We start from the raw sequence: 12935 nt of genomic DNA, 5'->3' as shown, positions 1-12935 counted from the left end.
AGCAGTGCCGTACCGGCCGTGAGGTTTGGGAACGGTCTTTCCTCCTCCGGCCTGGGGAAGCCGATTCATGGAGGGTGACTGACCTGCGGCGCGGGTGATGGGGGCAATGGCGCCCACAGCCTCTGTGTTTCATCGGGGGGATCCTGCCGCGTCGGGTGCTGCGCCCAGAGACCATTGAGGGGAAACCAACTTCGTGCTTCTCAACAGAAGCCGGCGCACACGGGGATGGCAGAGGGGGTACGCGGCAGTCGGTAAGGCTGCTCGTGGCCTGCTTCCGCTTGCTCTGCTTGCCGGGCTGGTCTCCGCGGCACCCGCCGCCGCGGACGACCCGGCACCACCCCGGCCGTCCGAACGTGAGCGTGTACTGCAGAGCTGGAAAACCGGCGGACAGGCCGTCAAGGCCGCCGCCGGAGCCGCGCTTTCCGGAGATGACGACGAGGTCCGCGCTTTTCTGGACACCGGACAGAAGATCGCCGAGGACTTGGACCGGCGTGAGGCCGCACTCACGCTGGTGACCGAGGGAGGCTCGGCTCTGCGCGAGGCCGCGCAAGCCGCGCTCAACGGGACACCTGAGCAGCTCGAAGTCTTCATGAAGGACGGCTGGAAAGCCCCGCTCGCGGACGACCAGCGTGTCGAGGCCGCCCGGGTCATCGAGAGCGGCGGGGTCGGGGTCCGTGAGGTCGGCGACTCAGCGATGCGGGGTTCCATCGATGACATCCGGGCCTTCCTCACGGAGGGGCAGTACAGGCAACGTGACGACGACGCTCGCGTGCGCGTCGCTCAGATCGAGGCCACGGGCGGACCGTCGACCAAGCGCGCTGCCGCGCAGGCTTTGGCCGGCAGCATCGACGACATCCGCGAGTTTCTCGCGTACGGGCAGCACGTCTCTCGCGCGCAAGATCAGGAACACGCCACCATCAGCACGTTGGCCAAGCAGACCTCCGATGCGGCGGCGGCGGCCGAGAAGGCCAAGCTGAACGCCCAGGAGAACCTCGAGAAGGCCAAGACGGCGTCGGAGCTGGCGAAGAAGGAGGCTGCCAAGGCTGCCGCCGAGACCAAGGCGGCGAAGAACGATGCCGTCAAGGCCGCAGACGCTGCTCGCCGTGCCGCCGAGTCCACCCGCCGTGCCGCGGACGCCGCGAAAGCCGCGATCTCCGCTGCCCGGGCGGCGAACGCCGCAGCGCAGACGGCCGCGCTCGCCGCACAGAACGCCTCCCACGCCGCCTTGCAGGCCTCTCGGGCCGCCAGTAAGGCCTGGAAGGCGGCAGCGTCCGGCAAGGTCCATGAAACGGCCGCGGCGGAGGCCGAGGCCGTCGCGAAGATCACCTCGAAGATGGCCGATTCCGCAGAGGCCGCACGCCGCACGCTTGTGGCCCTGAAGTCCAGCATCGTGGCGGTGCGCGGAACCATCCAGGCGATGACCGACGCGGCCCAGTACTCGGAAGACTCCGCGGGTTGGGCCGGTCAGGCCGGCGTTCACGAGACTCAGGCCAAGGCAGCCGCAGCCTCGGCCCGCCGCCACGCGGCCGAAGCCAGGCGGGCCGCGGACGTCGCCGCCGCCTACGCTGACGACGCGGCTCTCGCGGCGGAGCAGGCCCGTGACGCGGCACGCTCGTCGGCCGCCCATGCCCTCAAGGCCGCACAAGCCGCTCGCAAGGCAGCCGAACATGCCGGTGACTCCCAGGCGGCGGCGAACCAGGCCAAAATCAACGCGGATGAGGCCCTCACAGCTGCGAAGGCGGCCGGAGCGGCGGTCGAGAAGGCCAAGCAGGTCCAGGAAACCGCCCGCAAGAACGAGGCCGAAGAGGCCAAGGCCCGCACCAAGCTGCTGGTCAACGAGGCCAGGGACACCAAGGAAGCGGTCGACGCGGCCAAGGCGGTCACGGAGAAGAAGCTTCAGGAGGCGGTCAAGCTCGACAGCGACTTCGACACGCTCGCTACCGAGGCCGCCAAGCCCGACGCACAGCCGGCCCAGATCGCCGCCGCTGGCCGGAAGATGGCCTTGCTGGCCCTGCAGGTCCGTGGACCGTGGAGCAAGGCCGCCGCCGAGGCGGCTCTGACCGGCGACGACGACGCCGTCGTCCTCTATGCCCGGACCGGCTGGAAGCTTGCGGAAGACCAGGACGAACGGGAGGCCGTCGACGCCCTCGCCTGGACCTCCCCGTATGAGGATGTCCGCACAGCGGCCAAGAGCGCCCAGGCGGCGGACCAGGCCACAGTTCACGCGTTCCTGACCAAGGGCCAGTACCAGGCCGCGGCACCGGACAACCGGATCCAGGTCGCCCGAATCTCGGAGGCCGGCGGAACCGGAATCAAGGAAGCCGCCCAGGCAGCGCTCCACGACCCGGACCCTCAGGCCCTGGACACCTTCCTCGCCAAGGGCCAGTACCAGGCCCGCATCGAGGACTACCGGGTTGAAGCGGCCCGCATGGCCGAGGGAGGGGGTCTCGAGCTCAAAGCAGCCGCCGAGACCGCCCTCGCCAGCCCCGACACCCATCTGATCACCTTCGTGGAATCCGGCCAGTACCGCGCCAAGCGCCGCGATCTGCTCACCGCCGGCCACATCGAGCAGATCCAAGGCATCATCGCCACCTCCAGCGAGGTTGCCGCCCGCGCCTACCAGGACGCCTCCCTCGCCGCCAAAGCCGCAGCCGACGCCCAAGGCCACGCAGACCAGGCCCGAGGCCACGCATCGACGGCAGACAAGTACGCCCAACAGGCCAATGGTTACGCCAAGGACGCCGAGGCCTCCGCTGACCGAGCCCGCACTTCGGCCGACCAGGCGGCCGAATCCGCGGCCACCGCACGCAAGGCGGAGTCTCGAGCCCGCACCAGCGCGAACTACGCCAGTTTTTCAGCCGCTCGGGCCGAGGCCAGCGCCAACGCCGCACGCGGATACGCCGCCAGCGCCTACCAGGCAGCCGAACAGGCACGTAAGTCGGCGAAGAACGCCGGCAACAGCCACGCCGCCGTCGCAGCCATGTACAAGGAGACCCTGCACCGCTACGCCGAGGACCGCCGCAAGGCAGAGATCCAACGCCGGCTCCAGGAACAGGCAGCCGCCGAGGCGGCCCGTGAGAAGTCGGCTGCCTCTTCGCTCTACGGGCTCCTGCAATGGCTGATGCCGGGAGGGAACAACGAACTCCCGGACATGAGCACGATGGACCAGATCCACACGACCCTGGACGCCCTCGGGCTCATTCCCGGCGTGGGAGAACCCCTCGACATCGGCAACTGCATCATTTACGGCGCCGAAGGCTGGCTCTACAAGTACGTTCCTCAATGGGGAAACAGCGAACAGGCATACAAGGATGCCGGCCTGGCATGTCTTGCCGCTACGCCGATCGCCGGATGGGCCGCTTCCGGGGCAAAGGGACTCGGCTGGCTTGATAAGTTCGGAGTCGACCTCAGCCCTGTCTTCGAAGCACTCTCCAAACTACTCAAGAAGACACCCTCCTGCGGAAAAAACAGCTTCCCCGCCGGCACGCACGTCCTCATGGGTGACGGCTCCACCAAGCCAATCGAACAGATCCGAACCGGCGACTACGTCGAAGCTACCGATCCGCTCACCGGGTCCGGTGGAGCTCGCCGGGTAGAGGCGACCATATACACGCCTGACGACCGTGACTTCACCGACCTTACGCTCGACGCGGCGGCCGGAGGCGGCACCGTCACGGCAACCGACCACCACCCCTTCCGGTCCGAGAAGACCCAGAAGTGGACCGACGCCGCCGACCTCAACCCCGGCGACACACTCCTCAAGGCCGACGGCAAGACCGTAGCGATCTCCACTGTCCGTCAATGGAAGTCGCTTCAACCTGCCTACAACCTCACGGTCAACGACCTCCACACGTACTATGTGCTGGCGGGCGCCACGCCGGTCTTGGTGCACAATTCGGGGCCATGCCCTAAGGGGGTTGCAGATGCCTGGCACGAGGGCACGTTCGACAACCCCGGAGGCAGTTTCGAATACCATTGGGGAAAGCATGGCAGCCCATTGAACGTTACGCGCGAGAAGTACTTGCAAGATTCGATTGACTGGGCTCAGCGTCTGGCTGAGCCAGGGGGCAAAAAGGGCTACAACGCAAAGAGGATGCCATTCGACGACGGTAAATGGGGCGTGAAGTATTCGGATCCCAACGGAGGTATGGGTGGGATCATCGGGCCGGACGGACGAGTCGTTTCCTTCTGGTACGACGAGACCCACTAGGAGCAAGGAAAACGTGATGCTCAGTTTCATGGACGCCTACACCCTGTGGCGCAACCTGCCGTTCCCTCGGAGCGGATCGAGCAAGGACCTCATTCTGGCGCACAGCGATCTGGCGGAAGCCGACGAGTACGTGACTACGGTGATCCGATATGTGGAACGTGGGATCTTTAAGCCGGCTCCGGTTGATGTCCTCTCGACGCTTCAAGCACTGATGCAGCGAATCGATCGGCTCGGTGAGATGACATCGGGTGGCGACCAAGCCGTCGCTCACTCGCAACATGCATACGCGGCGCTGCTCGATCTCGTTTATCGGCAGTTCCTTGAAGTGGGCCGTCCGCTTCAATAGCAGGGCACTTTCCGGTCGGAGTGATCGGGGCGGGCTGATCGGGCGCGACGCCCGTTTGATTCTGGTTGGGGACCCTCCAAGCGGACCCCTAACCAGACAACCCCCAACTACTGACCTTCAAAGCGTGAGCGGTCGCTGAGGTCTGCTGAGCTGGCCGGTCGGCTTCATGAGGGCCTTGGAGCTCAACACCGGCTCCAGCTGTGAGAACCGGCGTTTCGGGCACTGTCAGAGGCGTCAGGCACACTGCGCCGTATGAACTTGGTGACCGCACACGACTACGCCTGGATCCGCACCTCGCCGCTCTTCCGCCACATGATGGAGAGCGGATACACCCTGACACTGATACGAGGGCGGAGCCCCCGGGCGGTGCTGCGTGCGATGGAGGCGGAACCGCGCGGCACCGGGGAGGGTACGGTTGGGCTGATCGAGGCGGATGACGCTCACCGTGCCGAGGTGGATTACGCCGACTGGGACGAGTCCTACGTCGCGGGCGCCTTCAAGGTCCCAGGAGAGAAGGGCGACTGGACAGTTGTCCTCGGCTTTGACGGTGGCCTTGGAATGCCGTGTGCGGAGACGCTGTCGGAGGGCGGCCGGGTCGTGGCGCACTCGAATAACAGAGGCAAGCCCATCCACCTCTTCCACTGGTTTGAGGACGGTGAGCTCCGTACGACGTTTGAGGGCCCCTCGGCGCGCGATGGCAGCAGCCCCGATGAACTGGTTCCCCTGCTGCGGGAAGTCGGCTTCCCGCTGACTCCAGAGGGAGAGCACGACGAGAACGCCCCGGCCGTTGACGGAAAGGCGGCAGTCCTCGCTTTGGCCGAGAGACTCACCGGCATACGCGTCACCGAATCCCTCCTTCAGGACGCCACGTACGAACTGGGACTCGTCCCCGAACAGCACGCCGAGGAGTGGACACGCCTGGTCATCGACATCACCGATGCCCACGGAGAGCGTCTGTACCAGGAATGGACCTACGAGGAGATCGCAGCGGCTTCCGACCGCGCACGGGCAGAGGCGAACGCGCCGGTCGTGATCACCTACAACGAGCCTCTCGCCCAGGACCGTCCGAAGCACGAGACGGGTGAGTAGCGAACGAGCGCGTGGCGAGTGTCCCCGGGCAACCGTCGCCCTTCCGATGGACATTGCCGCCATGAGAGCCTTTTCGATCATGGAGCGGCAGCCCTCTTGAGCCGTCGGTAGCGGATGAGGCTGCAGGCGAGGGAGGCGAAGGCATCGTGGAGTTCGGTGCGGCGTTCCCATCGGACGGCGAGTCGTTTGAAGTGGTGGAGCAGCGCGAAGGTCTGCTCGACGACGTAACGGAGCTTGCCAAAGCCCTCGATGTTTGGTGCGCCTCTGCGGGAGATGACCGGCAGGATCCGGCGCTTTCGCAGTTGAAGCCGCCATCGCCCGCTGCGACCAGGAAGCCACGGCCGACCCCGCCGACGACGACACCACCCTCGTCCTCGCCCACCGGGCCTTCGCCGGCACCGGACTCACCCGCAGCGAGGAATGGCTCGCCGCCTCACTCACACACGACCCGCAGGAAGGAGACACCCCCGCATGACCACGACCGTCATCGAGGGCAAGTGGTACACCACCGCCGAGGTCGCCGAAATGCTCGGCTTCGGCCTGTCCAAGACCAAAATGCTCGTCCTCACCGGCGAGATCCGTTCCCTGAAGGAGGGCCGTAGCCGCCGCATCCTTCCTCGCTGGGTCGACGAGTACGTCGAACGTCGGGCCCGTGAGGCCCAGGAAGGATTGACAGCATGAGTGGCAAGCGCGGCAACGGCGAAGGCTCGATCTACCCCTACAAGAACGGATACGCCGCCTACGTCTGGGTGGATACTCCCGAGGGCGACCGCAAGCGCACGTACGACTACGGTCCCACCAGGGCGGTCGTGCATGAGAAGTGGGTCAAGCTCCACGGTGAGGCGTCCAAGGGGCCCGTGGCCACCAGCTCGCCCACGCTGGCCCAGCATCTTGCGTACTGACTCAAGAACTTCGTGCTCCAGGACCTCAAGCCCAAGACTGCCGAGACCTATGCGATGCACGTCCGCCTGTACATCGCTCCGGGACTCGGCGAGAAGCGCCTCGTCAGTGCTGCGATCAGGTCCCGTCGCGTCGGACGGTGCAGGATGCTCGGGCTGTTCTCCGCTCGGCGCTCAGCTACGCCATGTCAGAGGAATTGATCAACAAGAACGTCGCTGCATGGGTCAAGGTTCGCTCCGGACGGAAGCGCCGGCGGGAACCCTGGTCCGTCGAGGAAGCGCGGACGTTTCTGGAAGCCGCCCGGACGGCTGTCGACCCGCTGTACCCGGACGTCCTGGTGCTCGTTCTCGGCTTGCGTCGCGGCGAGGCGCTGGCACTCACCTGGAAGAACGTGAATCTCGACGCGGGAGAGATCACGGTGGAACACCAGCTGCAGCGGATCAACCGTCAGCTGGTGCACGACGAGACCAAGACCGAGGCCTCGACGGCGGCCCTTCCTCTCCCGCAGATCTGTGTCACCGCAGTCCAGCTCAGGCAGAAGGCTCAGGCTGTGGCGCGGCAGGCTGCGGGTGCAGGGTGGGTCGAGTCCGACTTCGTGTTCACCACGAGGTTCGGCAGCCCGATCGAGCCGCGAAACTTCAACCGGTCGTTCGCCGCCCGGTCGGCCTCTGCCGGCGTGCGCCGGATCCGGCTGTACGACACTCGCCACACATGCGGCTCGCTCTTGGCGGCCCTCGACGTGCACCCGCGCATCGCGATGCAGATTCTCCGGCACAGCAAGATCGCGGTGACCATGGAGGTCTACACACACATCCCGTCCGAGGCGACGCGCAAGGTGCTGCGGAAGCTCGGCAAGCACCTGGACGGGCCGGATCGGAAGTAGTTGCTGTACTTCGCTGCTGTACGGCACGACAAAGCCCCTGCTGGATCTCTCCGACAGGGGCTCTGACCTGTTGTGGACCTGAGGGGATTTGAACCCCTGACCCCCTCGATGCGAACGAGGTGCGCTACCAGTCTGCGCCACAGGCCCTTGCAACGAGTGAAACCTTAGCACCCCGATCGGGGTGCTTGGAAATCCGTTCCTCGCTGGTCGGGCCGGGCAGGGTTCCGAAGGTCGGGCGCCTGCCCGGCCCGGTCTCACTCGTTGGCGGCGCGGGGCCGGTCCTCGTCCTCGTACTGGTCGAAGAGCGGGGTGCGGCCGTGCTCGCGGGTACGGCGCGGCGGAGTGGTCCGCTGCCGCGGGGGTTGCGGGGCCGCGGGCGAGGCCGGATCGGCCGTGGAGGAGCGGGCCGAACTCCAGGTCTCCGGGTCCGTGACGTCGATGCCGCTCGTGGCGCGCGGGGCGACCGGCGCGGTGACGTACGTGGGGAGCGGCACCGGGACCGGGTCCCAGCTGTCGCCGCGCCCGGGGCCCGGGTCGCGCTGCTGGTCCACCCACTCCGCGTGGTCGGTCTGCTCGACCAGGGCCCGGCGGCCCGCCTCCTGCGGCGAGACGGCGGGCGCCGGCTCGGGCTCGGGCCCTGCCGGGGCAACCTGGTCCGGCTCCTCGGCGACGGCCGGCCGGCGCCGTACACGGGTCTCGCGCAGCCGCTGCGCCGCGGCCTCCGCACGGCGCCGGTCCATCACGTACACGAAGCGGCGCCGCTCCTGGGCGCGCAGGTAGGCGATGTAGGTGCTGAGGAGGACGGCCGGAACCGCCGGTGCCCACAGGAGGCCCAGACCGCCGACGGCCGCGACGATCGCGCCGAGGGTGAAGGCCATGAAGAGGAGAACGGTGGTGCGCCGGCGCCGGGCCAGGGCCTTGGTGCGCCGTGCGCGTTCCGAGGCGGCCGCGCCGTGCGGCTTGGGCGCCCGCTCCTTGCGCGCCCCGACCGGGGCGGCCGACACGTCCAGCCGCGCCTCGGTCCTGGCCGGGGGCACGGCGAAGGCCCGGACGTCGACGGAACTCAGTCGGTCCGTCTCGGATTCCGGGTCGGCGTCGGGGGCGGGGCCGTCCTCGGTGGGGCGTTCACGCAGCTCCTTGGCGTACCGGCGCTCCATTCCCGCCCGTCCGGACAGCAGCCGGATGGCGGTGCTGAAGCGTTCCGTCGGACGGGCCTCGTTGAGCTCGTCCTGCCTGCGGAGCCACATCGGCACCAAGTAGGCGGCCCAGGCCCCGACGATGACTGCGTAGATGAGGCCGCTGCTGCTCACGCAACACACCGTAGAGGGATTCGCACGAGGGCATCGGCCAATTGGCCCGGTGTGTCGCACGATCTGGCTGATACCACTGACTTTTTTTGTGATTCTTCAGATCACAGAGCGATCGAGCGGGGATGAAATTCGAACAATTATTTTATTTCTCGTGTCGCGCGGGTCGTGCCTGGTGCCAGCGGCGCAGCAGTCCCCCGGGCACCTCCTCCGCCGTGAGCGCGAACACCAGATGGTCCCGCCAAGCGCCGTCGATGTGGAGATAGCGCGGGCGGAGCCCCTCCTCGCGGAATCCGAGTTTCTCCACGACCCTGCGGCTCGGCCCGTTCTCGGGGCGAATGCAGACCTCGATGCGGTGCAGCCCGACGCTTCCGAAGCAGTGGTCGACGGCCAGCGCCACGGCCGTGGGCATCACCCCTCGGCCCGCGACCTCGCGGTCGACCCAGTAGCCGACATGACCCGAGCACATCGAGCCCCAGGTGATGCCGGCGACGGTCAGCTGACCGACCAGCTCGCCCCGGAACTCGACCACGAACGGCAGCATCCGCCCGGCGTGGGCCTCGGCACGCAGATGGCGCACCATCTGGCGGTACGTGGGGCGCTGCGCGACCGGGCCGCCGGGCGCCGGCGGCGGGATCGTCGCCTCCCAGGGGCGCAGCCAGTCCCGGTTGCGTCGGTTCACCTCCCGCCACGCCCGCTGGTCACGCAGCTTTATCGGGCGGAGGGTGACATCACCGTCCGCCAGGACCACCGGCCACGAGTGAGTGTTCAGCGGGGACTCCCTGGGGAGCCCGGGGGGCCCGCGACTTCGGCCGGCCGCGGGTGGTCGCCGCCGCGCAGCTGGTCCACCGCGTGCGGCAGCACTCGCGACAGCACGGCGAGCCCGTCGCGCACACCGCCTGCGGACCCGGGGAGATTCACGATCAGGGTGCGGTCCGCGACCCCGGCGAGGCCCCGGGACAGCGCCGCGGTGGGCACCTTCGCGAGACCGTGCGCGCGGATCGCCTCGGGGATGCCGGGGATCTCGTAGTCGAGGACCCGGGCCGTGGCGTCGGGGGTGCGGTCGGTGGGCGAGATCCCGGTGCCACCGGTGGTGAGGATGACGTCGTACGCCGAGGCCACGCCGTCGCGCAGGGCCCCTTCGACCGGGTCCCCGTCCGGGACGACCCGGGGGCCGTCGACCTGGAAGCCCATCCCGGCGAGTCCTTCGGCGAGCAGCGGGCCGCCCTTGTCCTCGTAGACCCCCGCGGCGGCCCGGTTGGAGGCGGTCACGACGAGCGCGCGGCGCGGACGGTGCCCTGGTCCGGCTCCCCCGGGCCCTGGCTTCCCGGCGTGGGCGTGGCTGTGGACCTCACCGGCGCGGGGGGTCATCGCCGGGCCTCCTCGCGGACCCAGTCGCCGGACTTCCCGCCGGTCTTCTCCTCGACCCGGACCTCGGTGATCACCGCGGCCTTGTCGACCGCCTTGACCATGTCGACGACGGTCAGCGCGGCCACGGACACCGCGGTCAGGGCCTCCATCTCGACGCCCGTGCGGTCGGTCGTCCTCACGGTGGCGAGGATCTCGACGGCGTCGTCGGCCACGGACAGCTCCAGCTTCACCCCCGACACCGCAAGCGGATGGCACAGCGGGATCAGGTCCGGTGTGCGCTTCGCGCCCATGATTCCCGCGATCCGGGCGGTGGCGAGGGCGTCGCCCTTCGGTACCCCCTCGCCACGCAGCAACTCCACGACACGCGGTGAGACGAGGACCCGGCCGCTCGCGCGGGCGGTGCGCGCGGTGACGTCCTTCTCCGAGACGTCGACCATACGGGCCGCGCCGGCCTCGTCGATGTGTGTGAGTCCTTGCTGCGCGCTCATGGCTGTGGCTCCCGGTCACTGTGTGGTGAGACACGCTACCGCCACGGCCACGCGCTCATCCGAGCAGGACCACCTCCGTCTCCGTGCCCGGCTCGACGGAGGTCGTGTCCTCGGGGACGACGATGAGCGCGTTCGCCTGGGCGAGGGCCGCGATCAGGTGTGACCCGCTGCCTCCGACGGGGGTGACGGTGCCCTTCTCCGCATCGTAGGCACCTCGCAGGAACTGCCGCTTCCCCTCGGGCGACGTCAGCGCCTTGTCCGTGCGGAGCTCCGCGCACGCCCGGGGCCGCCGCACGTCCCGCAGCCCCATCAGGGTGCGGATCGCGGGACGGACGAACAGCTCGAAAGACACATAGGAGGAGACGGGATTGCCCGGCAGGGCGAGCAGCGGCGTGTGGTCGGGGCCGATGGAGCCGAAGCCCTGGGGCTTGCCCGGCTGCATGGCCAGCTTGCGGAAGTCGACCCCGCCGCCGGGCTCGTCCTCGTCGCCCACGGAGGAGAGCGCCTCCTTGACCACGTCGTACGCGCCGACGCTGACCCCGCCCGTGGTGACGATCAGATCGGCGCGGATGAGCTGGTCCTCGATGGTGGCGCGCAGTTCGTCGGCGTCGTCGGTGACCGCGCCCACACGGTAGGCGATCGCCCCGGCGTCACGGGCGGCGGCGGTGAGCGCGAAGCTGTTCGAGTCGTAGATCCTGCCTTCGCCCAACTCCTCACCGGGCTGGACGAGTTCGCTGCCGGTGGACAGGACGACGACACGCGGGCGCGGGCGCACCCGGACAGTGCCGCGGCCGATCGCGGCCAGCAGACCGATCTGCGGAGGTCCGAGGACCGTGCCCTCGGTCAGGGCGAGGTCCCCGGCCCGGACGTCACTGCCGCGCTCGCGCACATGGGCGCGGGGCTCCACCGGCCGGTGGACCCGCACCTCGCCGGTCGCGCCCTCGGGGGCGGCGCCGGCCGGCCGCATGGCCGTGGCGGCCCCGCCTCCCGTGCCGCCGTCGGTCCACTCGACGGGGACGACGGCCTCGGCACCGGGCGGGAGCGGGGCGCCCGTCATGATCCGGGCGGCCTGCCCGGGGCCGACGGTGCGGGCCTCGTCGCCGCCCGCGGCCACGTCCCCGATGACGGTCAGCACGGCGGGGAAGTCCTCGCTCGCACCCGCGACGTCGGCGACACGGACCGCGTACCCGTCCATCGAGCTGTTGTCGAACGGGGGCAGGGCCACGGGGACGGTGACGTCCTCGACGAGCAGACAGCCCTGGGCGTCGGACAGCGGGAGGTCGATCGGATCCAGCGGGTGGAGCGCGCCGAGGATGTCCTCCAGATGGGCGTCCACCGACCACAGGGCCTGTCCGCCGCCGGGGCCGTCGGCGGCCGGGCCGTCGGCGGCCGGGGTGCCGGAGCCGGTGCCGGGTGTTGCCGTGCTGCTCACGTGCTACATCTCCTCGGTGACGTAACGGCGAAGCCAGGCTCGGAAGTCCGGGCCCAGGTCTTCACGTTCGCACGCGAGTCTGACAATGGCACGCAGGTAGTCGCCTCGGTCGCCGGTGTCGTAGCGGCGGCCCTTGAAGACGACGCCGTGCACGGGCCCGCCGATCTTCTCGTCGGCGGCGAGTATCTGCAGGGCGTCGGTGAGCTGGATCTCGCCACCGCGGCCCGGCTCGGTCTTGCGGAGTATCTCGAAGACGGCCGGGTCCAGGACGTAGCGGCCGATGATCGCGTAGTTGCTGGGCGCCTCGGCCGGGTCGGGCTTCTCGACCAGCCCCGTGACCCGGACGACGCCGTCCTCGCCGGTGGCCTCCACGGCCGCGCAGCCGTACATGTGGATCTGGGAGGGCTCGACCTCCATCAGGGCGATGACGCTGCCGCCCTCGCGCTCCTGGACGTCGACCATCCGGGACAGCAGCGGGTCGCGCGGGTCGATCAGGTCGTCGCCGAGGAGCACCGCGAAGGGCTGCTCGCCGACGTGCGGGGCGGCGCACAGGACGGCGTGGCCGAGGCCCTTGGGGTCACCCTGGCGCACGTAGTGCATGGTGGCGAGGTCGCTGGACTCCTGGACCTTGGCGAGGCGCTCCGCGTCGCCCTTGCGGCTCAGCGCCTCCTCCAGCTCGTAGTTGCGGTCGAAGTGGTCCTCGAGGGGGCGCTTGTTGCGCCCGGTGACCATGAGAACATCCGAGAGGCCGGCGCCGACCGCCTCCTCGACCACGTACTGGATCGCCGGCTTGTCGACGACAGGCAGCATCTCCTTGGGAGTGGCCTTCGTGGCCGGCAGGAACCGGGTGCCGAGGCCTGCGGCGGGGATGACAGCCTTGCTGATCCGGGGGTGCGACTCGCTCATGCG

General features: G+C 69.0%; 12 protein-coding genes and 1 tRNA gene. 6 read left to right on the top strand and 7 right to left on the bottom strand.

Annotated features, from left to right (window positions below):
• Nucleotides 1-193: 193 nt before the first annotated feature.
• From O7595_RS19445 to O7595_RS19415, 6 genes are all read left to right on the top strand, one after another.
• A complete protein-coding gene (locus tag O7595_RS19445; RefSeq protein ID WP_269729929.1) occupies nucleotides 194-4210 on the top strand; it encodes a polymorphic toxin-type HINT domain-containing protein in 4017 nt (1338 codons plus the stop codon).
• A gap of 16 nt (nucleotides 4211-4226) precedes the next feature.
• Nucleotides 4227-4556 (top strand): hypothetical protein, encoded by a 330-nt coding sequence (locus tag O7595_RS19440; protein WP_269729928.1) that lies wholly within the window; start codon nucleotides 4227-4229, stop codon nucleotides 4554-4556.
• A gap of 252 nt (nucleotides 4557-4808) precedes the next feature.
• Entirely contained in the window at nucleotides 4809-5645 is an 837-nt protein-coding gene (locus O7595_RS19435) for a DUF6461 domain-containing protein (protein WP_269729927.1), read from the top strand.
• A 471-nt stretch (nucleotides 5646-6116) separates the two neighbouring features.
• Nucleotides 6117-6326 (top strand): helix-turn-helix domain-containing protein, encoded by a 210-nt coding sequence (locus O7595_RS19425; protein ID WP_269729926.1) that lies wholly within the window; start codon nucleotides 6117-6119, stop codon nucleotides 6324-6326.
• Complete coding sequence (locus O7595_RS19420; RefSeq protein ID WP_269729925.1) at nucleotides 6323-6547, top strand: hypothetical protein; 225 nt, start codon at nucleotides 6323-6325, stop codon at nucleotides 6545-6547. Before O7595_RS19425 ends, O7595_RS19420 begins: the two co-directional genes overlap by 4 nt.
• 182 nt (nucleotides 6548-6729) lie before the next feature.
• Nucleotides 6730-7428, top strand: a complete 699-nt coding sequence (locus O7595_RS19415; protein ID WP_269729924.1) for a site-specific integrase — start codon at nucleotides 6730-6732, stop codon at nucleotides 7426-7428.
• Nucleotides 7429-7501: 73 nt separating this feature from the next.
• Here the strand turns inward: O7595_RS19415 and O7595_RS19410 are convergent.
• From O7595_RS19410 to galU, 7 genes are all read right to left on the bottom strand, one after another.
• A tRNA-Ala gene (locus O7595_RS19410) sits at nucleotides 7502-7575 on the bottom strand.
• Nucleotides 7576-7682: 107 nt separating this feature from the next.
• Nucleotides 7683-8738, bottom strand: a complete 1056-nt coding sequence (gene sepX / locus O7595_RS19405; RefSeq protein WP_269729923.1) for a divisome protein SepX/GlpR — start codon at nucleotides 8736-8738, stop codon at nucleotides 7683-7685.
• A 142-nt stretch (nucleotides 8739-8880) separates the two neighbouring features.
• Nucleotides 8881-9486 carry a GNAT family N-acetyltransferase gene (locus O7595_RS19400; protein ID WP_269729922.1) on the bottom strand — a complete coding sequence of 202 codons (606 nt, stop codon included), beginning with the start codon at nucleotides 9484-9486 and terminating at the stop codon, nucleotides 8881-8883.
• Nucleotides 9487-9503: 17 nt separating this feature from the next.
• Nucleotides 9504-10106, bottom strand: coding sequence for a MogA/MoaB family molybdenum cofactor biosynthesis protein (locus tag O7595_RS19395; protein ID WP_269729921.1), 603 nt, complete (start codon nucleotides 10104-10106; stop codon nucleotides 9504-9506).
• Nucleotides 10103-10594 (bottom strand): cyclic pyranopterin monophosphate synthase MoaC, encoded by a 492-nt coding sequence (gene moaC / locus O7595_RS19390; RefSeq protein WP_269729920.1) that lies wholly within the window; start codon nucleotides 10592-10594, stop codon nucleotides 10103-10105. The genes O7595_RS19395 and moaC overlap by 4 nt, the downstream gene beginning before the upstream one ends.
• Before the next feature lie 55 nt (nucleotides 10595-10649).
• On the bottom strand, nucleotides 10650-11939 hold the full coding sequence (gene glp / locus O7595_RS19385) for a molybdotransferase-like divisome protein Glp (RefSeq protein WP_269732541.1): 1290 nt from the start codon (nucleotides 11937-11939) through the stop codon (nucleotides 10650-10652).
• Between the two features lie 90 nt (nucleotides 11940-12029).
• Nucleotides 12030-12932, bottom strand: coding sequence for a UTP--glucose-1-phosphate uridylyltransferase GalU (gene galU / locus O7595_RS19380; RefSeq protein ID WP_269729919.1), 903 nt, complete (start codon nucleotides 12930-12932; stop codon nucleotides 12030-12032).
• Nucleotides 12933-12935 lie beyond the last annotated feature (3 nt).

Origin of the sequence: Streptomyces sp. WMMC940 (genome assembly GCF_027460265.1) — a bacterium.
Lineage (GTDB): Bacteria > Actinomycetota > Actinomycetes > Streptomycetales > Streptomycetaceae > Streptomyces.
Note: the sequence above shows the minus strand (reverse complement) of the source record. Positions and strands in the feature narration are given on the sequence as shown.